This is a genomic window from Microbacterium sp. F2 (genome assembly GCF_052274505.1).
In the GTDB taxonomy this organism is placed as follows: Bacteria; Actinomycetota; Actinomycetes; order Actinomycetales; family Microbacteriaceae; genus Microbacterium.
The window spans coordinates 75,841-96,087 of record NZ_JBNVBV010000001.1 but is presented as its reverse complement, the minus strand read 5'-3'; the positions used below and the strand labels follow the sequence as shown (position 1 = coordinate 96,087).

The window sequence follows — 20,247 nt, the reverse complement described above, 5'->3', positions numbered from 1 at the left end:
AGGGCTTCCTCCCCCGGAGCCGATGTGGCACTACTGTCCACCGCGCGCCACCCCCGGCGGCATCCGAACCAGCGTCAATGGACAGGATGGAGACATGCCTCCCGTAGCCGTCTCCTCGAGATACCTCTTGCACCCCACTCCCCTCGGAGACGTGCTGATCGTCAGCACGCCCGACGCAGTCATCTCGTGCCACCCCGTCTACGACAATCCGGGGGATGAGCTCGCGGCCCTGACGGTGGCGCTTCGGGCCGAGCCGAGCCCCGGAACCACGGATGCCGCGCTGCAGCTTGCCGCGCAACTCGACGAGTACTTCGCTGGCGATCGGACGGCGTTCGAGGTGCCACTCGACTGGGCACTCGTGCGCGGCTTCACGCGCGATGCGCTCGAGGCTGTGGCGCGAATCCCATTCGGCGAGACTGCCGGCTACGGCGAGGTCGCTGTCATGGCTGGGCACGCGCGGGCTGCGCGGGCGGTCGGCACGGCATGCGCGACGACACCGTTCTCGATCGTCGTTCCGGTTCACCGCGTCATCCGCGCCGACGGGTCGATCGGAGAGTACGGCGGCCACCCCGAAACAAAGCGGTTCCTCCTCGACCTCGAATCCCACGTGCTCGAGCGAGAACAAGCCGGCCGCGCCGTGTAGGCCGGCGCGACCGGCGGGATCCCCGGGTTCGACCGGGGATCCCGCACTGCGCACCGACGAAACACCGGTGGTAGCCTCATCGCTACTGAATTCGGCGACAGTGACGTCCTGGACCGACGCGGTCGTCCCGACACGAGGCGGTCGATGTGGCCCTGCGATTCTCATCCGAGACGGAGCAGAAGTTACTCGCGCGCGCAGTCGACAGTCTTCCCCGCGTCACGAAGTTCCCTGTCGCCTTCGGCGGGCTAACAACCGACGGACTCCTGCCGGTCACCGCGACGGCCGGGACGCGAACTCGATCGCTTGCCGGACTCGTCGTCCAGCCCGAACGGGGCCTCGGCGGCCGGTCGCTCGTCGAAAAGCGCGCGCGGCTCGCGATCGACTATCGCACCGCACGGGGTATTACTCACGACTATGATCGTGCGGTTCTCGGCGAGGGAATCTCTACGCTGTTCGCGGTTCCCGTGATGGTCGATGGTCAGGCGCGCGGAGTTCTTTATTGCGGCTCGTGGGCAGAATCCGCCGTGGGCGAGGTCGTGGCGCGCGCAGCATTCTCTGTTGCCGACTCTCTCGCCACCGAACTGCGGGTGAGAAGCGAAATCGATCGCCGTCTATCGAGCTTTGCGACACCTGCATCCACGGATATCGGTAGTGCCGCGCGCGAAGAGTTGCGAGAGAGCTACGCCGAAATACGGAGTATTGCCGCCTCGATTTCGGATGAATCGGTGAAACGTCGACTCCAGGCCATCGAGCGCCGACTTGCCGCATTGAGCGGTGACGGTTCAGCCACCACTCTGGACGTGCGCCTTTCTCCTCGAGAGGTCGATGTCCTTGCGAGCGTCGCCCTGGGCGCGACGAATGCGGAAGTGGCGGCATCCCTCGGACTCCGAGAAGGAACGGTCAAGTCCTATCTTCAGTCGGCGATGTCGAAACTGGATGTCTCCACCCGCCATGCAGCTGTGACAAAGGCACGACGCGCGGGAATTCTGCCGTAATTCGGGGTCCGGTCGCGAGAGAACGGAATTCACCCCGCGATGGACTTTATCTCCCGGCTCAGGGATGCATTCGCAATACACTCGACATATGGCACGCAAAATCGTTCATCAACTCGTCGATGATCTCGACGGAACCGTTCTGGAGATCGGCGAAGGAGAAACATTGACGTTCTCCCTCGACGGCGTCGCATACGAGATCGATCTCACCGACGCGAATGCCGCAGCGTTGCGGGATTCGCTGGCGCCGTATGTCTCGGCCGGACGCCGAATCTCGGCGTCGCACAGCGCATCGGCGGCGGGACGCAAGCGCCGGCGTTCGGGCCAGCAGGACTACAGCGCCGTGCGCGCGTGGGCCAAGGAGAACGGGTACTCCGTCTCGGAGCGCGGACGAGTTCCGGCATCCGTTCTCGAGGCCTATAACGCCGCCAACTGAACCGGCGATGGAGCCTCAACCCGCTGCGTCCTCATCGCGCGTGGTCACCGTCGGCGGCCGTGCGATTGGCTATCGCGTATTCGGCGACACGAGCTCATCGCGAACCGTTATCAGCGCCCACGGCGGCCTGGTGAGCGGGTGGGATTCGTCAGCCTACGACGACATCGCCCGCGATCGCGGCATCCGGATCGTCTCACCCGACCGTCCCGGGGTCGGAATGAGCGATCGCGACCCGCAGCGGTCGATTCTGTCGTGGGGACAAGAGGATGTCGGCGCCGTTCTCGACGACGTCGGCGCGGCCGATGCCGTCGCGCTGGGCTGGTCAGCCGGCGGGCAGTACGCGTTAGCGGCTGCTGTGGCGCAGCCCGACAGGATCCGGGGCGTCGTCGTGATCGCTGGCGCGCTGCCGCTCGACGACGCCGACACTCTCCGCGAGCTGGGCCGCATGGACCGGCGGCTCATCACCCTGTCGCGGCGCCTCCCCGCGACAGCCCGCAGCTACTTCCATGTGATGCGGCGGATGCTGCGCCGCAGACCCGAGCAGGTCGAACGCCTCTCAGAGAAGTCGCTGGGGCCTGCCGATGCGGCGATCATTCGCGCCCGCTCCGAGTGGTACACCGCCTGCATGCTCGAGGCAGTGGGGCAGATCGACGGCGCGGTCGACGAATATCGGGTCTTCGGTGCGCCGTGGGGCTTCGCGCTGGCCGATGTCACGGTGCCGGTCACGCTGATCCAAGGTGATGCAGACCAGCTCATCCGACCCAGCTGGGCATCCCGGATGGCGGCAGCGGTGCCCTCGGCAACGCTCGTGAGCTTTCCCGAGGCCGGACATTTCGTCGGCCTCGCCTATCCGGATGCCGTGATGACGGCCCTCGATCAGCACTTCGGATGATTTCCGAGACGATCATCCTGCGGCGATAAGGCCCTGGCTCTGAAGCACCCACGCCAGGTAGGGCGCGATGTGCTCCGCATACGGAACCGTCAGGTGCGTCTGGTCGTACTTGGTCGGCAGCGTCCCAGCGAACGCAGGGCAGATCCCTTCCCAGCAGCTGAACGGCAGCGCGTCGACGGCGTGGTCACCGGATGCCGCCGCTGCAGCAACCGTCGCGTCCCACATCGCGATCCAGGTGTCGTCAACCGCGGACGCACACGCCGACGGCGACGACACCGGCGAATAGCAGGCACCGAGATTCACTCCCTGCGGCGGCGGCGCCAGGTAAACGACACGGCCCGGCATCCCGTAGGTGGCAGCCTCGGACTGCGCAGCCGCGACGAGATCCTGCGCCGACAGATCCGTTCCGTCTGTCGAGCGTCCGAGGGTGAAGGCGTTCGACACGATAACGAGGGAGGGCTGATCAGCCGCGATCAGCTGCCGAACGACGTCCTTGCGTTCGGAGCATGCCGCCATGATTCCGTCGCCGTCGTTCTGCACGAGGACATCGGTGAAGCGGCATCCGTACAGCCCCACCGTGGTCGCGGAGATCGTCCCGCCGCTGTTGTCAGCCAGCGACCGGAGTGCCGGGGCGTAAGCCACCGCCGTGGAGTCGCCAACGAGGTAGAGGTGGGTCGGCGCGTCAGCGCTCCCCCACGTGCACGCCGCCGGATCAGGCGTCACGGTCGGCGAGAAGCAGTCGTGCGCCGGGTTGGCGCCGGATGACTGCGCCATGACCTCGTCGAGGGAGGGATGAAGCTCGGGCCATGACGTCGCCGCGACTGCTGCGGCAAGCTCCGCCTGCAGCTGTGCTGTCGGGTCAGCCGCCGGCTGGGGCGGCGCGGGAGCAGAAAAAGCCGGCGGCTGAATAAGCGGGCCAGCACCGGAGGTCGAGTACACCCACGTCGCAGTTCCCAGCGCGACGGCGAGCAGACCCGCCGTAGCGAGGAAGATCTGTGCCCCGAATCGTTCACGCCACAGCCGACCGAGCGCTGCCTCGGGTGCGCTCACCGACTCGGCGTCGGCGGGCGAGGCAGGACCACGCACGAGCTGCTGCGGCGGGATTGCTGCAGGGCCGCCCGAGACAGCAGGCGTGTTCGGAGGAACTGAAAGCGCCGACGCAGGCATCGGCCGCCGACTGTCAGGGAAGTACCGGGTTCCCGGTGTCCATCCCGCCGGCCGAGTCGAGGCCACGCCACCGCTCGCCGGCGTGCCGTTCGCCGCCGCCGGCTGCAGCGCGGCCCGCTCGGATGCCGCCCGATCCGACGGGGCCGGCATCCGAGCCCCCAGCCACGGCGCGTATCGCAAGGGCTGCTCGACGATGAAATACGAGGCAAGGCTCAGCACGGCGATGGCCCCGAGCACGATCCAGATTCTCTGATCGGACTCAGAGAGCAGCACGGCGGCGAAAACGATGACGGGAAAGTGCCACAGGTATAGCGAGTAGGACATGTCACCGACGAACACGCTCACGGAGTTGCTGAGCGGAAACAGGTGCCTCTGCCGTGGATCTCCCGCGACGCCACCGGCAAGCACAAGGCAGGTGGCGACAACCGGAAGCGCGGCCCACGGCGCGGGGAAGCCGGCAGCGGTGGGTTCGATGAACAGGACTGCCGTCACCGCACCGGCAAGCCCCAGCCATCCCATCACGATTCCGAGAGCTCGCGGGATTCGGGTAAGCACCGGAACCGCCGCAGCAAGCAGCGCCCCCGCCGCGAGTTCCCACGCCCGCGTCAGCGTCGAGAAGTAGGCGAGGGTGGGGTGCGCCTCGGTCTGCGTGAGCGCCCAGGCGAAGGATGCCGCGACAATCGCTCCCGCAGCGATTCCCACAACCACTCGTGCCGCAGCGCCTCGCCGTGCCGCAACGGGCACGAGCAGCACGAGGATGACAAGCAGCCCCGGCCATGCGAGGTAGAACTGCTCTTCCACCGACAGCGACCAGAAGTTCTGTAGGGGTGAGACGGCATCAGCGGCGTGGAAATAGTCGGTGCCCTGGGCGGCGAAGCGCCAGTTCGATACGAACAGCGCTGCGCTGATGGCATCCCACAGGGTCTGATCGGCCCGCACGGTGTTGAACAGCGCAAACGCAGCGCCGACGACCGCACCCAGGGTCACGAGCGCCGCGGGAAGGATGCGACGTGCACGGCGCGCGTAGAAGCCGCCCACGGAGACGCTGCCGTAACGGCGAATCTCGGAGAGCAGCATCCCGGTGATGAGAAAGCCCGAGATCACGAAGAAGATGTCGACCCCGACGAACCCCCCGGCGGGCCACCCGACTGCGTGCGCGCCGAGCACCGCCAGGACGGCAAGCGCGCGCAGGCCCTGGATGTCGCGGCGCGGCGCAGTGCGGGAAGGAGTATCGGGAGTCATGGCGAGGCCGCCGACAATTGTATGGGAGCGGTTCCAGTCCTCTGCGCGCAACCCAGGTTGCGGCGCCACTTCAGGGCAGGTCTGGTGGGTTCGGCAAGGTGATCCGCACCCGAGCGCCGCCGAGTGGTGAGTCCTCGATGGCGATGCGGCCGCCGTGAGCCTGCAGGATGCCGCGGCAGGTGGCAAGACCGAGTCCCAGGCCGTCGACCCCCTCCGCGTTGCCGCGGTCCATCAGATCGAACACACGCCTGCGCAACTCGCGAGGCACTCCCGGCCCGTTGTCGTCGACGGCAATGAGTGAACCGGATGACGTTCGTGTTCCCGTTACCTCGACGTGCGGCTGAAAGCCGGCCGCTGCCGCGAACTTCACCGCGTTCGCGACCACATTCTGCATCACGACTCCCAGCAGCGTGCGATCAGCCCAGACCTCGATGTCGGCATCCACGGCGATCGTCGCCGACGACGCGGCGATCGGCACACGAAGATCAGCGATGACGTCTGCGGTCAGCTCATCAAGCTTCACCGCTTGAGGATGAGGTGCAGCAGATCCGCGCCGTGCGTACTCCAGCAAATCAGCGATCATGGCGGCCATCCGGTCAGCCGCCGACTCGGCGTGCGCGAGAGATCGGGCGGCCTGCGGCGCCAAATCGATGTCGGGGCTGTCGGATGCCAGCTCCAGGTATCCGACCAACGCGGTCAGCGGATTGCGAAGATCGTGGCTGATCTGCCCCGCGAACTGGGTGAGCATCTCGTTGGACGCAGTGAGCTCTCGCGTCGCGCGCCGGAGTTCAAGGACCTCGATGACCTGCCCGGCGAGGATCTCGAGGGCGCGCTGGGCCTCGGGATCGAGGTCGCGGACGGTCTCGTCGAAGACACAGAGCGTCCCGATGATCGCACCGTCAGGTGTCACGAGCGGGCTCGACGCGTAGAAGCGCACGCTCGCGATCTCGCCCACGACGAACGGGTGCGCTCGGAATCGAGGATCCCGCCGGGCATCAGTAACCACGATGGGGGCTCGATCCGCGAGAACGGCGGCGCACATCGAGTCCTCGCGGGCGCAGACTGCCGGTTCGAGGCCGAAGGCGGCGACCTGATGCTGAAAGCGATCATCGATGATGTTGATCACGGCCTTCGAGACTCCGCACAACATCGCCGCGAGACGTACGAGCCCCTGAAGCTCCGACGCGGGCGGGCAAGCGATGACGTCGTAACCGCTGATTGCCTCAATCCGGGCAGCCTCATCGACGATTGTCATCCGTCGCTCCTCTCGCCCCGGTCCGGTTCAGGATACGTCGCCTGAAGCGCCCGACGGCCGGGGTCGCCGCTGTCGGCGCCGCTAACTCCTCAGAATTGCGCGGACTTCGCAGCATCCGGCACAACGGATGCGAACAAGCGGCGATTCTGCGGAGTTAGGGACGGTCTGCCAGACCGCCCCGGGAACTCGGCGCCCGCCACTGACCTCGACCGAGGGCGGGCCTAGGCACGAAAGCGAGCGAGAAACTCCTTCGTGCGGGCTTCGCGCGGGGAACCGAACACCTGGGCCGGTGGGCCCTCCTCCAGCACACGCCCCTCATCGAGGAACAGCACACGATGCGCGACATCGCGAGCGAAGGCCATCTCGTGTGTGGCCATCAGGATCGTCGCACCCTCCTCGGCTAGCTGGCGCACAAGTCCGAGAACCTCGCCGACGAGTTCCGGGTCGAGCGCCGAGGTGATCTCGTCGAGTAGCAGCACCTCGGGGTCGGTAGCGATAGCTCGCGCCAGCGCCGCCCGCTGCTGCTGTCCGCCCGAGAGACGGTCGGGATGCTCGTGCGCGAACGCTCCGAGCCCCACCCTGTCGAGCAGCATCTTCCCTCGTTCCTCGGCATCGCGCCGTGGCACCCGTCGCACAACCCGCGACGCGAGCGTGACGTTGTCGAGCACGCTCAGGTGCGGGAACAGGTTGTAACTCTGGAACACCGTCCCCAGCCGCGAGCGCACGCGGTCGGCATCCACGCGAGGATCCGAGATGTCTTGATCGCCCAGCAAGATGCGCCCGTCGTCGATGCTCTCGAGCAGGTTCAGACACCGCAAAAGAGTGGACTTACCCGAGCCACTCGAGCCGATCACTGCGACGACCTCGTGGCGGGAGAGCTCGAGTGATACTCCCCGCAGCACGGGCTGATCGCCGAAGCTCTTCCACAGGCCCTCGGCCCGCAGCACGGCGCTCATAGAACGGATCCCGCCTGCTCGCGGCGCTGCAGTTTCGCGGTGTACCAATCCGCCACCCGGATCGTCGGGATGGCGAGCAGGACGAACAGGATGCCCGCCACGACGTACGGCGTGAAGTTGTACGTGAGTGAGACCTCCGAGCGGGCGGCGGCGATGGCATCCACAGCCCCGAGGATCGAGATCAATCCGACATCCTTCTGCATCGAGATGAAGTCGTTCATCAGGGGCGGTGTCATCTTGCGCAGAGCCTGCGGCAGCACGACATGCCGGAGCGTCTGCACGTGCCCGAGCCCAAGGGCGCGCGCGGCGAGGCGCTGCGACGGATGCACAGCCTCGATGCCGGCACGGATGACTTCAGCGACGTACGCCGAGTAGGTGAGGGTGACTGCCAGCACCGCGAGGATCACGGGCTCGATCCGCTCACCCACGACCGTCGGGATGCCGAACCCGACGAGGTAAAGCACGATGATGAACGGGAACCCGCGAAACAAGTCGGTGTAGCCGGCCGCGAGCACCCGCAGCGGAAAGAACACCGGTCCGCGCAGAGTACGCAGCACCGCGACCGTCAGCGCGACCACACTCACCGTGATCACCGACAGCCCCAGCACCTGAAGGTTCAGCAGGAACCCGTCCCACACCTTCGGGAGCGACTCGATTGCGATCCGCGGGTCGAAGAACGATTCCTGCACGGCAGCCCATCCGGGCGTCCGGATGACCGTCAACCAGACGATGGCGGCGAACACCACCGTCGAGGCGACCGCAAGCAGCACAGAGCGCTGCGACCGCCGGCGCCGATAGGCGCGGCGGTCGAGCTCGAGCGCGCTGGGCGGCGGTGGGCCGTCCGCGGTGGGGGCGGGAGTGGTCACTGCAGGATCGGAACGCCCTGCTCGGCATCCAGCCACTGGTCGGTGATCTGCTGCAGCGTGCCGTCGGCGCGCAGTTCGTCGATCGCTGCTGAGACGGATGCCGTCAGCGGCGAGTCCTTCGCCAGAACCACGCCCCACTCATCGGCGATTCCGCCGAGGGGCAGCTGGCCGACGATGAAGGAGTTCTCGATGTACTGCGACGTGGCAAGGAACGCCGTCGGAAGATCGATCACGAACGCGTCGATCTGCCCCGCCTTGAGGGCTGCGACGGCATCCTCGTTCGATGAGTACAGCTGTGTCGTCGTGTCGGGCTGCACTACCGCGTCGATCGCCTGCGCGCTGGTCGAGCCAGACATTGCGCCGAACACGAGGGACTTCAGCCCGTCGAGGTCGCTGACACCCTCTGCCGGCCCACCCTCCAGTGCGACAACAGCCTGCGCCGCCGAATAGTAGGGCGACGAGAAATCGACGGCCTGCTTGCGTTCGTCGGTGATCGTGTACTGCTGGATGTTGAAGTCGAAGTCCTTGGGACCGGGGGCGATCGCTGCCTCGAAGCTCGTGCGCACCCATTCGACGTCCTCGGCGGCGAAACCGAGCTTGTCGGCGATCGCGTAGGCGAGAGCGGCCTCGAATCCTTCACCCGAGGCCGGGTCGTCGCCAATGACGTACGGCTCGTAGGCGGTCTGCCCGGTTGCGATCGTGAGCTTGCCGGGCGTGACGTAGCCCGCGTCGGCTGAGTCTGCCTGCTCGCTCGAACTCGAACAGCCGGCCAGGGCGAGCGCCGAGACTGCGACTGCTGCTGCGACGGCGAGGATGCGGGCGCGGGATGCGCCAAAGGGACGGGACACGGGGCCTCCAGGTGTGGGTCGGCGCACTGATGCTGTGATGCGCCGTTGTTCCATCATCCGTCGTTCCAAGGCTGCGGGACCAATTGCGCGGCGCTTTCTTACGATGCCCCGCAATACGGGCCTAGTCGAAGTCGGCGGCGACGGCATTGCGGTGGTACTCGAAGATCAGGCTGGTGCGGGTGGACGCCACACTGTGCCGGGCGGACAGGTGGTCGACAACGAAGCGCCGCACCGCCGACGAATCCTCGACAGCGATGTGGACCAGGAAGTCGTCAGCCCCGCCGAGAAAGAAGACCTGGATCACCTCGGGGATGCGTCGCACCTCTTGCGTGAAAGCACGGATGCTCTCCTGGCGCGCACCGGGACGCAGGGTCACTCCGATGACAGCCTGCAGCCCGCGCCCGAGGGCACCCTGGTCGAGGGCAGCGTGAAAGCCTGTGATGACACCGCGGTCCACGAGAGCGCGAACACGCGTGTGCACGGTTGAGGGCGCAAGGCCGATCGCATCGGCGAGGGCCGCGTTAGTCATCCGACCGTCGGCGGACAGCAGCGCAACGATGCGTTCGTCGATCGGGTCAAGCTCCATACTCATGTCGAGTATTCTTCGTCATAAGTGCTAGTCGACCAAGTTTTCTTCGTTGTGGTGTCACCAGAACCCCGCTATATGGCTCGATTTCTTCGATCTGAAACATTCCGAGCAGAAGATCGTGCGATTCTCTGTTCGACGGCGAGCTGTGTGGCCGCGCTCAAGGAAGAACGGAGAAGATCATGCGGATCGGCGTACCCACCGAGATCAAGAACAACGAGAACCGCGTCGCCATGACGCCGGCAGCAGTCGACGCCCTGGTACGTCGCGGTCACACCGTGACGGTTCAGCGTGGCGCGGGCCTGGGTAGTGCGTTCACGGATGACGCGTATCGCGCCGCCGGCGCGCAGATTGCCGACACGGCCGAAGAGACCTGGGGCGGCGCTGAGATGGTCGTCAAGGTCAAGGAGCCGATCGCCCCCGAGTACGGGCTGCTGCGCGACGATCTCACCCTCTTCACCTACCTGCACCTCGCAGCCGACCGGCCGCTGACTGACGCCCTGATGAACGCCGGCACAACAGCCGTCGCCTACGAGACCGTGCAGACGATCGACAAGGCACTCCCTCTTCTCGCCCCCATGAGCGAGGTCGCCGGCCGGCTCTCGATCACCGTGGGCGCGCAGGCCCTGATGAGCCCGTCGGGTGGACGGGGGATGCTGCTCGGCGGCGTGCCCGGCACCCCCAAGGCAAAGGTCGTTGTGATCGGCGGCGGTGTCGCTGGAGAGCACGCGACCGCGAATGCGCTGGGCCTCGGTGCGAACGTCACTGTCATCGACATCTCGCTGCCCAAGCTCCGCGCCCTCGAAGCGCGCTTCGGCGGCGCCGTCGAGACCCGCGCCTCGACCCGGTACGAGATCGCCGAACAGCTGGCCGATGCCGACCTCGTCATCGGCTCGGTGCTGATTCCCGGAGCCGCAGCCCCCAAGCTCGTCACCGACGAGATGGTCGCCGCCATGAAGCCCGGCTCCGTACTCGTTGACATCGCGATCGATCAGGGCGGATGCTTCGAAGGCTCACACCCGACGACCCACGACAACCCCACTTTTGCCGTGCACCAGTCGCTGTACTACTGCGTGGCGAACATGCCGGGGGCTGCACCCCACACCTCCACACGCGCGCTCGGCAACGCGACCCTCCCCTACATCGCGACGATCGCTGACCACGGCTGGGATGCGGCATCCGAGGCTGACCCGGCACTCGCGCGTGGACTCAACGTGCGGGGTGGCGTCGTGGTAAACGAGGGAGTGCGCGCCGCCTTCGGTATGTGATCCCTCCTGGGCCGGAATACCCTCCGGGGGTATCCTCGTTGTGGTCGAGAGTACGCCGACGACCCAAGGAGTGACGGCCATGAGCGGTTCGCACGAGCACCACCACACGGCAGCGACAGGGCGCGTCGAGCACGATGAGCACGCGCAGCACGAGAGCCACGAGAACCGCGCGAGCCATGGATCGCACGATGCTCACAGCGGACACACTGGCCACGGGGATCACGTCGCGCAGTTTCGTCGACTCTTCTGGATCAACCTCGTCATAGCGATTCCGGTCGTCGCCTCATCACCCATGTTCGCGATGATCCTCGGCTACGCAGTGCCGGACTGGGCGCTGGTCGTCGCGCCCGTCCTGGGTACCGTCATGTACGCCTGGGGCGGCTGGCCGTTCCTCAGCGGAGCGATCTCGGAACTGCGCTCGCGCACGCCGGGGATGATGCTCCTGATCGGACTCGCCATCACGGTCGCCTTCTTCGCCTCCTGGGGGGCGACTCTCGGCATCCTGGACCATGCCCTCGAGTTCTGGTGGGAGCTGGCGCTCCTCATCGTGATCATGCTGCTCGGCCACTGGATCGAGATGCGCTCACTTGCGCAGACCACGTCAGCACTCGACTCACTCGCCGCGCTCCTCCCCGACGAAGCAGAACGCGTGGAGGGAGACCAGATCGTCACCGTCTCCCCCGCCGATCTGCGCGTGGGTGATGTCGTCGTGGTGCGACCCGGCTCGAACGTTCCGGCAGATGGAGTGGTCATCGATGGCCATGCCGACATGGACGAGTCGATGGTCACCGGAGAGTCCCGTCCTGTCCCTCGCGGCGTCGGCGACACCGTCACCGCCGGTACCGTGGCCGTCGACTCCGGTCTTCGCATCGAGGTCACCGCGACAGGCGACGACACGGCATTGGCCGGCATCCAGCGCCTTGTTGCGGATGCGCAAAACTCGACATCCCGCGCACAGCGGCTCGCCGATCGCGCCGCGGCCCTGCTGTTCTGGTTCGCGCTCGGCTCTGCGGTCATCACCGCCGTGGTCTGGACACTCATCGGCGACGCCGACTCAGCGGTGATCAGATCGATCACCGTGCTCGTGATCGCCTGCCCACACGCGCTGGGCCTCGCGATCCCACTCGTCGTCTCGATCGCCACCGAGCGGGCCGCGCGGGCCGGCGTCCTGGTGAAGGATCGGCTGGCGCTGGAGAGCATGCGTACCGTCGACACCGTGATGTTCGACAAGACCGGCACGCTCACCGAAGGCGCCCCTGCGGTGACGGCGATCGAGACCGCGAGCGCGTGGCACGACAACGACGTGCTCGCCCTCGCTGCCGCCGCCGAAAACGTGAGCGAGCACCCGCTGGCAGCGGCCATCGTGCGCGCGGCGGCCGAGCGGGGAATCCGTGTCCCCCAGGCGACCGACTTCTCGTCCTCCCCCGCCGTCGGCGTCACTGCAACGGTCGACGGACACGAGATCCGCGTCGGCGGGCCCCGGATGCTGGAGCAGCTGGGCGCCGATGAGGTCGAAGCCGCCGCATCCTGGCACGACAAGGGAGCCATCATCCTGCACGTCGCGCGCGACGGGCAGGTGATCGGCGGGCTGGCACTGTCCGATCGGGTGCGGCCGGAGTCCCGCGAGGCCGTCGATGCGCTGCACAGGCTGGGCATCACGGTCGTCATGATCACCGGGGATGCCGAGAGCGTCGCCGCATCCGTTGCCGACGACCTCGGCATCGACCGGGTGTTCGCCGGCGTGCGCCCCGAAGACAAGGCTGCGAAGGTACGTGAACTTCAGCGGGAGGGCAAGCGGGTCGCGATGGTCGGCGACGGCGTCAACGACGCTCCGGCCCTCGCACAGGCCGACGTCGGCATCGCGATCGGTGCGGGCACGGATGTCGCGATCGCCTCTGCCGGAGTGATCCTCGCGACATCCGACCCACGCTCAGTACTCTCGGTGATCGAGCTGTCGCGCCGGACGTATCGGAAGATGACGCAGAACCTGTGGTGGGCGGGCGGGTACAACCTCATCTCGGTGCCGCTGGCCGCCGGCATCCTGGCCCCGATCGGCTTCGTGCTGCCGATGTCGGTCGGTGCGATCCTGATGTCGCTGTCCACCGTCGTCGTCGCTCTCAATGCCCAGCTGCTGCGACGCATCGATCTGGACCCCGCTTCCGCGGTTCGAGCTGCGCTGCGCCGGTAGGCGCGGGTGGGGCTCAGCGCAGCGCGCTCTGATACCGCCTCCGGACAATCATCTGCGCCACCCGCAGCACGGGGTACGCGAAACGCCAGACGCCGCGGCTCGCGGGCGCTGTGAGTGACCGGATGCTGAGGAAGACATCCCCACCCTCGCGGTGGACGATGAACGCCTCCTCGCCGCGAACGGGATGACCCGGCAGAGCCATATATGAGAAGCCGACCCGATCGGGTTCACGGATGACGCTGCGGACTTCGACCGGCTCTCGGATCGACAGGGGACCGATCGCTGCGGTGATCTGCAGCCGCTCCCCGGGGATCACCTCGTGCGCATCAAAGATTCGGAATCCGCTCCGCGTCTTCACGCCCCAGCGGAGCACCTCGCGGCTCGCGAACTCCCACACCGCCTCGCCTCGACCGAGGTGGGTTGCGCTCTCGAAAGCGCGGTACGGCGAAGACTCGCCCGGCTCCCAGGCGGCAGCACCGGGATCGGTCGTCGGGCCCAGGCCGAGCCGGTCGAGCAGATGTGCGTTGCGCACACGGATGAGTCGCCGCAGGTAGGGCACAAGCACAGCACGTTCGGCGAGGATGCCGAAAATCGGCGAAGCGAGATCGATCGTGTCGGTCATGGTCGTCACGCCGGTGACGTCATCGAAGCGATGCTCGTGACGAAACCACCGGAACGGCCCACGCACCTGCTCATCGACGAACCGCGTTGGTCGGTCGAGCGCCGTGATCCGCGAGGTCATCGTGAACCAGATGCCGAAGTGGCGGGCTCGCCACGTGACCTCCTGACCGAGGTCGATGCGGCCCGAGACGACGCCCGAGATCGCCCGCTCGCCGGATTGCTCCATCGAGGCGACGTGAGCGTCGATGTCGAGCGAGACATCGAAAAGCTCGTCGGCGGCCACCGCAGCGCGGGTGCGCACGACGAATCGACTGGTCACGGTTCGATCATGCCTGAGGGACGTGCCGCGCAGCCCCGGGCTGGACATCCACACGCCTGCGAGGATGGGGGAATGACGTGGACGGATCGGCTAGGTGAATTCGGGGTCTGGCGACGCAGCACCGACATCGAAGAAACGATGGCGGTGGAGATCGAGCGGCTCGGGTACGGCACGATCTGGCTCGGCGGATCTCCCGCTGCCGATCTCGTGGAAGCGGAGCGGCTGCTCGACACCACCGAGTCGATCGTGCTGGCCACCGGCATCGTGAACATCTGGATGTCGGATGCCACCGAACTCGCCGAGTCGTATCATCGCATCGTCGCGCGGCATCCCGGCCGGCTCCTGCTCGGTATCGGCTCAGGTCACCGTGAGCGCCAGCACGAACGTGCCAGGCCGCTGGAGGCGATGAGCAGCTATCTCGACCTGCTGGATGCCGAGGGCGTGCCTCAGGACGACCGGCTACTCTCCGCGCTCGGGCCTCGGATGCTCGAACTCGCCCGCACCCGCAGTGCGGGGACGCATCCCTACCTCACCCTGCCCGCGCAGACCGCCGAAGCCCGCGAGACACTGGGGGACGGGGTCCTTGTCGCGCCGGAGCAAACCGTCGTACTCGATACCGACCCGGTGTCCGCACGCAAGGCCGCACGCGCGTTCCTCACGCCGTATCTCGGCCTGAACAACTACACCAACACCATGAAGCGCGGCGGGTTCAGCGATGATGACGTTCAGGGATCGGGATCCGACGACCTGGTAGATCGCATCGTGGTCCATGGAGACGCCGCGACCCTTCTCGATGGGCTCCGCGCTCATCTGGATGCCGGTGCCGACCACGTCTGCGTCCAGGGTGTACCGAGCGACTCAGCGCTCGAGGTGTATCGCGCTGTGGCACCGAACCGGGGTGCGGTCACGCGCTCCTGAGCGGGCTGGCAGCATCGTCGCTGGCTCCAGCTGCATTCCGGCGCGGCTCACAGGGGTGCTCGCGTCTCAACCCGCGACCGTAGGCCGCGCCCAGCAGGCCCGCGGCGACGAACGTGCCGGCGGAGACCCCGAGGCTTAACAGGCTGGCGATGAGCATTCCGCCGATCGCGAGACCCAACATCCATCCGGTACCCGAGAGGCGGGCGAGCAGAGCGACTAGCCCGAAGAGCAGTCCCGCCGCCGCCACGGCTGCGGCGGGTCCCACGGCGAGATACCAGTAGTGGAGCGAGTCGATGCCGGGCGGCGTTGACGACACGTAGTCACGCGAGGCGTACCACGTCCATCCGAGGACCCACGCGACGCTCGCCACGGCGAGAAGAGCGAGCACGAGCCGAGCCAGAACGTCTCGAACGACCAGGTGTGCGATCACGGCGCCGACGACGGCGAACACAAGGGGACCGCAGATCAGGATGATTCCGGGAATCAGGTAGCTGATGCCGTCCGCGCACACCCACGACCCGTTCGCCTCGACCTGAGAAACGCCAGACTCGACGTAGATGCCGCACTGCACATGCAGCTGGGCTCGGAGCAGGAATATCGAGCTCGCGCCGCCGATGGGAAGGAGCATGGCTGCTCCCAGCGGCCACAGCGCGATACCGCTGGGAATGTGATCGCGCCGCGCCGGCTGAGGCAGGGTCGGAGCCCGCCATTCGGCGACAAGCGCTAGACCGAGTGCGACGATCGCCGCGACGACCCCCGCGAGCGCGGCGATCCACAGCACCCCCCGAAGAAACAGCATCCACAGCAGCGCCAGCGACACCATCGCCGTGGCGACGGATGCGGTCAGCGTCGCGGCGGCGACGCGAACGTGGGGCGACGGTGACACGTAGGTGTTCATCCCAGCCAAGACCGCCAAGCTGAGGCCGGCGGCGATCGCGGCCGTCACGACGCCAGCGACGCCGAAGGTCAGTGCAACACCCCACGGTGCGGCTGACCCCACGATCTGAACGACCAGCAGGCCGAGCACCGCACCCACGACAGTGCCGACGATGAGTGCTGGCCCTGTTGCGCGCGAGTACGCCGACCGCAGCCTCTCGGCAGAATCCGTAGCCATGGCATCCCCACCTTCTCCCCCCACCGAGTTCCTTGGACCTCGGTCGAGCAGCTAAGCTACTATCGTTTTTCGATAGATTGCAACCGATAAACGATAGGACAACGCGGATGCGGAACGTGGTGATTGTGGCGACCAAAGCCCTGATCGTGGTGTTGTTCGCCGCGATCGTGTTCGTGCAGGTGGCTTACGTCCCCGCCAACGCCAGGAGCTTCGCACAGGCCGCGCCCGAGTTTGCAGCCCTCGAGCTTCCCGGCATCCTCTTGGTTGACGCGCTCCTGCTGTGCGGTCAGGTCGTGCTGGTCTGCGTGTGGGCGCTTCTGTCGCTCGCTGCGGAGGACCGTATCTTCGACAACGCCGCGTTTCGGTGGGTCGACATCATCATCGGCAGTATTGTCGTCGCCGGCTTGCTGATCGTCGCCGGCCTCGTTGTGCTCGATGCAGCGAGCGCTGGTGGGCCTTTCACGGCGCTCGCTGGACTGATCTCACTCATCTGTGCCGCGGGTCTTGCCCTCGTGGTTGTCGTGATGCGCGGCCTACTTCGCCAGGCCACGCAACTGCGCCAGGACCTGTCTGAGGTCGTCTGATGGCCATCGTGATCGATCTCGACGTCCAACTCGCGAAGAAGAAGATGAGCGTTTCGGAGCTCGCCTCCGCCATCGACATCACCCCCGTCAACGTGTCGGTCCTCAAGAACGGTCGAGCCAAGGCCGTGCGCTTTTCCACACTCGATGCCATTTGCCGCGTGCTGGAGTGCCAACCCGGCGACATCCTGCGGTGGGAACCCGACGAGGCCGGCGTCAGCGGCGGCGAGTGAGCGGGTGAGCACCACCTCGGGCGTCGCTACGCGGGCGATCAAAGCGCTCGCGATCCTTACTCTCGTCGTCGGCACAATTGTGCTGTGCGGAGCCACCGTTCTGTTCGTGATGCTGAGCGGCGACGTCGGCTACGACAAACCGGTGACAGCGGCCGGTTGGCTGGAAGAGATCGCCGAAGCCGCGTCAGCCAGGAGCTCAGCGTCAGCGATCCTCAGCGTCACCCTGATCGTGGTGTGCGCCATCATCGCCATCGCCGCGTGGAGACGATCCGTTGACTGGTTGGCAGCCGGCCTGGTGTGCGGTGTGCTCCTCTCGGGCTCGCTCGTGCTCGTCGCGTGGGGAGACGACAATGTCCACAGGCTCACCGAGATGGCCGCATCCGCGATCGGCAACACTGCCGCGATCCTGCCGCCGGGAGGCACGACGCCAGCACCGGATCCCCTGACTGTCACGCAGGCGCGAGACGAGATCACGCGGATGCTTCACGCCACGATCGAGGCGAGCACGCCGCCCCTTCGGACACCGGAGGACGTCCCCGTTACAGTCCACCAAACGCCTGTCTCGGCAGTTCCCTGCGGCGAGGTCGGATCTCGACTGACCGTTGACCTGGCGTTCCGCACGGGTGACAATGCCGCCTCGGCGACCCGCATCCTGGCAGCCTGGGACCGCGCTGGCTATCTGCCCGACCGTGCGATGCAGCAGGACATTCGCTACAGCACTGAGCTACCCATCGAGCGGATGAGCATCCGTGACAGCACGTCGGTCGACGGGATGCTTCACCTCAGGCTCGAGACCGCGTGCGCCGTCGAAGCTACGCGGTGAAGCTCTTGCCGGGCCAGTAGGCCCACTCGACGAAATGCTCGACTCGCCCGTCGGGCGTGAAGTCGAGCTCCCAGAGGTCGAGGTACTCCTGCTCAGGGTCGCGATACGTGACCCGCACGCGCACGACAGCGTGAGAGCCATCAACCGTCACCGACTGGATCTCCATCTCGAACGGTTGCGGATCGTTCCAGAAATCCTCGATCGCTTCGTGCCCGACGAGCGGTTTTTCGTATGGTGACGTGAGGTAATGCGCATCCTCGGTGAAAAGATCGCGCACCGCTGGCGCATCGCACTCACGCCAGGCTCTCTCATACTCCTTGACCCAGCGCCCGACGGCATCCGTATCCATGGCTGCCACCTTCGCACACGGCGATCGTTACGGAAAGTGCCCCTGGAGAGACTCGAACTCCCAACCGTTTCCTTAGGACGGAACTGCTCTTCCATTGAGCTACAGAGGCTGGCTGCTCCAGTCTAGGCGGCGTCGCTGACCCGACCGAGCCGATCAACGTCCCAACGTGGGAATCCCCTGGGTATGGCGCTTGTGAGGTTGCGAGCGTTGCCAACTCTCGGAATCGTGGCTGGCCCAGAGACCGCAACGGAAGGAGAGCACCCATGCTCACCATGACCGACACCGCCGCTGAGGCCGTCAAGACGATCGTCGCCCGCGTGCCGCAGGCAGCTGACGGCGGTCTGCGCATCCGGGATGCTGGCGCCGAGACCGGCTTCGAGCTCAGCGTGGCACCCGCACCCGAGCCTGACGACACCGTCGTTGTGACCGAGGGCGCTCGCGTGTTCCTCGACACCGCAGCGTCGCTTGCGCTCAATGACCGCGTCCTGGACGCGCAGCTCGAGCAGGACGGCACCGTCCGCTTCGCGCTCGCCGCACAGGGCTGATCCCCCAGCGATATAGCGGCCCCCGATGACTTAGGTCGTCGGGGGCCGTTTTGGCGGGTGGCAAGCGGTCCAATCGGCGGATGCTGGCTCGCGGCGCCATCACGAGACCCTGTGTTTTCGCGGGTCGCGTGCACGACCGGGCCACGCGCGGCAGGGTGGCCGTGGGGTGCGGCATCCGTGACGGGGTGACATGGAGGCGGAAGGGAGCCACCGTGTCCGTCATCATCCTTGTTCTGTTCATCGCGGCGATCATCACGAGCGTGATCGCTCTCGCGCGCTCGGTCATTCGCGACGGCCACGGACGGCGCCCCGAGGTCGGCTCCTACGACTCGCGACGCCCGACCCTGTGATCGCACAGAGACCAACTTCGCGCACGACCGAAGCATCACGGGTCGTCGCGGATCCGGACCACCACCTTGCCAAGCGCGCGACCGTTGCCATGATGCTCGAGCGCTTCCCGCGTGTGGACGAGGTTGTACTCGGCGTCGATCGGCACCTGGATCTCGCCGGCGGCGCACCGGGCTGCGAGCGGCTCGAACCGCGCAGGTCCAGTCGGCACGGCAAGTGCGCCCAGCCGAGTCCCACTGACAAGACCGACAAGCGCGCCGACGGTCAGCATCCGTATCAACACACGGGTCGTGCCACCGACGACAAAGCATCGCCCGCCCGGGGCCAGCGCCCGTCGGTAGGCGAACACCGATCGGTACGCGACGAGGTCGACAACGAGGTCGTAGGGCCCGGTGCGGGTGAAGTCCTGCTCGCGGTAGTCGATGGTCTCGTCGGCGCCCATGAGCCTCATGAAGTCGAGCTTCCCGGCGTTGTCCACCCCGGTGACATGCATCCCGGCGGCTTTCGCGAGCTGAAGCAGGAACGCCCCCGACCCGCCACCTGCTCCATTGACGAGCAGGCGGGAACCCGGGCGGGCCTTGGTCATCGCCTCGACGGCGATCTCCCCGGGCTGCGGGATCGCGGCGGCCTGGGCGAAGCTCAGCTGTGCCGGTTTTCGAGCGAGGGCTGACTCCGGAGCGACGGCATACTCGGCAAAGCCTCCCTTGCGTTCGAGGATGTCACCGTAGACCTCGTCGCCGACCGCGAACCGGGAGACGCCCCGACCGATGGCGACGACCATGCCTGCAATGTCCGAACCGAGGATGCGTCGCACGGGCCTGGTGAGCCCGCCGATGCGCGCGTAGAAGGGGTCGCCGTGCAGCGTCTCCCAGTCGCTCAGGTTGACGGAGGTCACCACGAGCTGCACAAGCACCTCACCCGCGGCGGGCCGCGGCACGGGGACCTGCTCGACCCGGAGGTTCGAGGGCGGTCCGTACGCGTCATACACGACGGCACGCATGGTGGCAGGCAGCGCCTCGACGTGTTCGGGATCGCTCACGACGCCAGCTTAGGGAGA

At 66.8% G+C, this 20,247-nt stretch carries 22 protein-coding genes and 1 tRNA gene; 12 read left to right on the top strand and 11 right to left on the bottom strand.

What is annotated here, in order from left to right:
* Window positions 1-94 precede the first annotated feature (94 nt).
* From ACQVDU_RS00475 to ACQVDU_RS00460, 4 genes are all read left to right on the top strand, one after another.
* On the top strand, window positions 95-643 hold the full coding sequence (locus tag ACQVDU_RS00475; RefSeq protein ID WP_331792165.1) for a methylated-DNA--[protein]-cysteine S-methyltransferase: 549 nt from the start codon (window positions 95-97) through the stop codon (window positions 641-643).
* A 467-nt stretch (window positions 644-1,110) separates the two neighbouring features.
* Window positions 1,111-1,638: a helix-turn-helix transcriptional regulator gene (locus tag ACQVDU_RS00470; protein WP_331792189.1), complete on the top strand. Its 528-nt coding sequence runs from the start codon at window positions 1,111-1,113 to the stop codon at window positions 1,636-1,638.
* A gap of 88 nt (window positions 1,639-1,726) precedes the next feature.
* Window positions 1,727-2,071 (top strand): histone-like nucleoid-structuring protein Lsr2, encoded by a 345-nt coding sequence (locus tag ACQVDU_RS00465; protein WP_292709046.1) that lies wholly within the window; start codon window positions 1,727-1,729, stop codon window positions 2,069-2,071.
* Between the two features lie 40 nt (window positions 2,072-2,111).
* Window positions 2,112-2,963: an alpha/beta fold hydrolase gene (locus ACQVDU_RS00460; protein WP_341579323.1), complete on the top strand. Its 852-nt coding sequence runs from the start codon at window positions 2,112-2,114 to the stop codon at window positions 2,961-2,963.
* Between the two features lie 12 nt (window positions 2,964-2,975).
* Here the strand turns inward: ACQVDU_RS00460 and ACQVDU_RS00455 are convergent, their stop codons facing one another.
* The 6 genes from ACQVDU_RS00455 to ACQVDU_RS00430 all read right to left on the bottom strand — a co-directional run bounded on the left by ACQVDU_RS00455 (window position 2,976) and on the right by ACQVDU_RS00430 (window position 9,889).
* On the bottom strand, window positions 2,976-5,372 hold the full coding sequence (locus tag ACQVDU_RS00455) for an acyltransferase family protein (RefSeq protein WP_443476010.1): 2,397 nt from the start codon (window positions 5,370-5,372) through the stop codon (window positions 2,976-2,978).
* Between the two features lie 70 nt (window positions 5,373-5,442).
* A complete protein-coding gene (locus ACQVDU_RS00450) occupies window positions 5,443-6,627 on the bottom strand; it encodes a sensor histidine kinase (RefSeq protein WP_300590627.1) in 1,185 nt (394 codons plus the stop codon).
* 221 nt (window positions 6,628-6,848) lie between these two features.
* Window positions 6,849-7,583, bottom strand: a complete 735-nt coding sequence (locus ACQVDU_RS00445; protein ID WP_443476009.1) for an amino acid ABC transporter ATP-binding protein — start codon at window positions 7,581-7,583, stop codon at window positions 6,849-6,851.
* On the bottom strand, window positions 7,580-8,449 hold the full coding sequence (locus tag ACQVDU_RS00440; protein ID WP_292709054.1) for an amino acid ABC transporter permease: 870 nt from the start codon (window positions 8,447-8,449) through the stop codon (window positions 7,580-7,582). Before ACQVDU_RS00440 ends, ACQVDU_RS00445 begins: the two co-directional genes overlap by 4 nt.
* Window positions 8,446-9,297, bottom strand: a complete 852-nt coding sequence (locus ACQVDU_RS00435) for an ABC transporter substrate-binding protein (protein ID WP_443476008.1) — start codon at window positions 9,295-9,297, stop codon at window positions 8,446-8,448. Before ACQVDU_RS00435 ends, ACQVDU_RS00440 begins: the two co-directional genes overlap by 4 nt.
* A gap of 121 nt (window positions 9,298-9,418) precedes the next feature.
* Window positions 9,419-9,889 (bottom strand): Lrp/AsnC family transcriptional regulator, encoded by a 471-nt coding sequence (locus tag ACQVDU_RS00430; RefSeq protein WP_443476007.1) that lies wholly within the window; start codon window positions 9,887-9,889, stop codon window positions 9,419-9,421.
* A 176-nt stretch (window positions 9,890-10,065) separates the two neighbouring features.
* Between ACQVDU_RS00430 and ald the strand changes: the two genes are divergently transcribed.
* Window positions 10,066-11,151: an alanine dehydrogenase gene (gene ald, locus ACQVDU_RS00425; RefSeq protein ID WP_292709059.1), complete on the top strand. Its 1,086-nt coding sequence runs from the start codon at window positions 10,066-10,068 to the stop codon at window positions 11,149-11,151.
* Between the two features lie 79 nt (window positions 11,152-11,230).
* A complete protein-coding gene (locus ACQVDU_RS00420; RefSeq protein ID WP_443476006.1) occupies window positions 11,231-13,339 on the top strand; it encodes a heavy metal translocating P-type ATPase in 2,109 nt (702 codons plus the stop codon).
* Window positions 13,340-13,352: 13 nt separating this feature from the next.
* Here the strand turns inward: ACQVDU_RS00420 and ACQVDU_RS00415 are convergent, their stop codons facing one another.
* Window positions 13,353-14,279, bottom strand: coding sequence for a DUF1990 family protein (locus ACQVDU_RS00415; protein WP_366945392.1), 927 nt, complete (start codon window positions 14,277-14,279; stop codon window positions 13,353-13,355).
* 72 nt (window positions 14,280-14,351) lie between these two features.
* On the opposite strand from ACQVDU_RS00415, the gene ACQVDU_RS00410 reads away from it, so the two are divergent.
* Window positions 14,352-15,197 carry an LLM class F420-dependent oxidoreductase gene (locus ACQVDU_RS00410; RefSeq protein WP_300590622.1) on the top strand — a complete coding sequence of 282 codons (846 nt, stop codon included), beginning with the start codon at window positions 14,352-14,354 and terminating at the stop codon, window positions 15,195-15,197.
* On the opposite strand, the gene ACQVDU_RS00405 is transcribed toward ACQVDU_RS00410, so the two are convergent.
* Complete coding sequence (locus ACQVDU_RS00405) at window positions 15,184-16,311, bottom strand: hypothetical protein (protein ID WP_443476005.1); 1,128 nt, start codon at window positions 16,309-16,311, stop codon at window positions 15,184-15,186. The two genes, ACQVDU_RS00410 and ACQVDU_RS00405, sit on opposite strands and share 14 nt — an antisense overlap.
* A gap of 107 nt (window positions 16,312-16,418) precedes the next feature.
* On the opposite strand from ACQVDU_RS00405, the gene ACQVDU_RS00400 reads away from it, so the two are divergent.
* The 3 genes from ACQVDU_RS00400 to ACQVDU_RS00390 are packed head-to-tail and all read left to right on the top strand — an operon-like array spanning window position 16,419 to window position 17,948.
* A complete protein-coding gene (locus ACQVDU_RS00400; RefSeq protein ID WP_443476004.1) occupies window positions 16,419-16,895 on the top strand; it encodes a DUF2975 domain-containing protein in 477 nt (158 codons plus the stop codon).
* Window positions 16,895-17,125, top strand: a complete 231-nt coding sequence (locus ACQVDU_RS00395) for a helix-turn-helix domain-containing protein (RefSeq protein ID WP_300590618.1) — start codon at window positions 16,895-16,897, stop codon at window positions 17,123-17,125. Before ACQVDU_RS00400 ends, ACQVDU_RS00395 begins: the two co-directional genes overlap by 1 nt.
* Before the next feature lie 4 nt (window positions 17,126-17,129).
* The gene (locus ACQVDU_RS00390) at window positions 17,130-17,948 is read left to right on the top strand and encodes a hypothetical protein (protein ID WP_443476003.1); all 819 of its coding nucleotides are present in this window, start codon (window positions 17,130-17,132) and stop codon (window positions 17,946-17,948) included.
* Here ACQVDU_RS00390 and ACQVDU_RS00385 read toward each other — a convergent pair.
* Both ACQVDU_RS00385 and ACQVDU_RS00380 read right to left on the bottom strand, forming a co-directional pair.
* Window positions 17,938-18,297 carry a nuclear transport factor 2 family protein gene (locus tag ACQVDU_RS00385; protein ID WP_292709072.1) on the bottom strand — a complete coding sequence of 120 codons (360 nt, stop codon included), beginning with the start codon at window positions 18,295-18,297 and terminating at the stop codon, window positions 17,938-17,940. The two genes, ACQVDU_RS00390 and ACQVDU_RS00385, sit on opposite strands and share 11 nt — an antisense overlap.
* A gap of 37 nt (window positions 18,298-18,334) precedes the next feature.
* Window positions 18,335-18,406 (bottom strand) — tRNA-Arg (locus ACQVDU_RS00380).
* A 154-nt stretch (window positions 18,407-18,560) separates the two neighbouring features.
* Between ACQVDU_RS00380 and ACQVDU_RS00375 the strand changes: the two genes are divergently transcribed.
* Both ACQVDU_RS00375 and ACQVDU_RS00370 read left to right on the top strand, forming a co-directional pair.
* On the top strand, window positions 18,561-18,842 hold the full coding sequence (locus ACQVDU_RS00375; protein ID WP_195692006.1) for a Fe-S cluster assembly protein HesB: 282 nt from the start codon (window positions 18,561-18,563) through the stop codon (window positions 18,840-18,842).
* A gap of 212 nt (window positions 18,843-19,054) precedes the next feature.
* Window positions 19,055-19,192, top strand: a complete 138-nt coding sequence (locus ACQVDU_RS00370; protein WP_292709076.1) for a hypothetical protein — start codon at window positions 19,055-19,057, stop codon at window positions 19,190-19,192.
* A 35-nt stretch (window positions 19,193-19,227) separates the two neighbouring features.
* On the opposite strand, the gene ACQVDU_RS00365 is transcribed toward ACQVDU_RS00370, so the two are convergent.
* Complete coding sequence (locus ACQVDU_RS00365) at window positions 19,228-20,229, bottom strand: NAD(P)-dependent alcohol dehydrogenase (RefSeq protein ID WP_300590616.1); 1,002 nt, start codon at window positions 20,227-20,229, stop codon at window positions 19,228-19,230.
* Window positions 20,230-20,247: the final 18 nt, after the last annotated feature.

Coding starts and splice junctions, on each gene's coding strand:
- ACQVDU_RS00405 (WP_443476005.1), bottom strand. CDS start 16,311: ATGGCTACGGATTCTGCCGAGAGGCTGCGGTCGGCGTACTCGCGCGCA.
- ACQVDU_RS00400 (WP_443476004.1), top strand. CDS start 16,419: ATGCGGAACGTGGTGATTGTGGCGACCAAAGCCCTGATCGTGGTGTTG.
- ACQVDU_RS00450 (WP_300590627.1), bottom strand. CDS start 6,627: ATGACAATCGTCGATGAGGCTGCCCGGATTGAGGCAATCAGCGGTTAC.
- ACQVDU_RS00465 (WP_292709046.1), top strand. CDS start 1,727: ATGGCACGCAAAATCGTTCATCAACTCGTCGATGATCTCGACGGAACC.
- ACQVDU_RS00385 (WP_292709072.1), bottom strand. CDS start 18,297: ATGGATACGGATGCCGTCGGGCGCTGGGTCAAGGAGTATGAGAGAGCC.
- ACQVDU_RS00395 (WP_300590618.1), top strand. CDS start 16,895: ATGGCCATCGTGATCGATCTCGACGTCCAACTCGCGAAGAAGAAGATG.
- ACQVDU_RS00410 (WP_300590622.1), top strand. CDS start 14,352: ATGACGTGGACGGATCGGCTAGGTGAATTCGGGGTCTGGCGACGCAGC.
- ACQVDU_RS00445 (WP_443476009.1), bottom strand. CDS start 7,583: ATGAGCGCCGTGCTGCGGGCCGAGGGCCTGTGGAAGAGCTTCGGCGAT.
- ACQVDU_RS00375 (WP_195692006.1), top strand. CDS start 18,561: ATGCTCACCATGACCGACACCGCCGCTGAGGCCGTCAAGACGATCGTC.
- ACQVDU_RS00430 (WP_443476007.1), bottom strand. CDS start 9,889: ATGAGTATGGAGCTTGACCCGATCGACGAACGCATCGTTGCGCTGCTG.
- ald (WP_292709059.1), top strand. CDS start 10,066: ATGCGGATCGGCGTACCCACCGAGATCAAGAACAACGAGAACCGCGTC.
- ACQVDU_RS00455 (WP_443476010.1), bottom strand. CDS start 5,372: ATGACTCCCGATACTCCTTCCCGCACTGCGCCGCGCCGCGACATCCAG.
- ACQVDU_RS00420 (WP_443476006.1), top strand. CDS start 11,231: ATGAGCGGTTCGCACGAGCACCACCACACGGCAGCGACAGGGCGCGTC.
- ACQVDU_RS00470 (WP_331792189.1), top strand. CDS start 1,111: ATGGTCGATGGTCAGGCGCGCGGAGTTCTTTATTGCGGCTCGTGGGCA.
- ACQVDU_RS00475 (WP_331792165.1), top strand. CDS start 95: ATGCCTCCCGTAGCCGTCTCCTCGAGATACCTCTTGCACCCCACTCCC.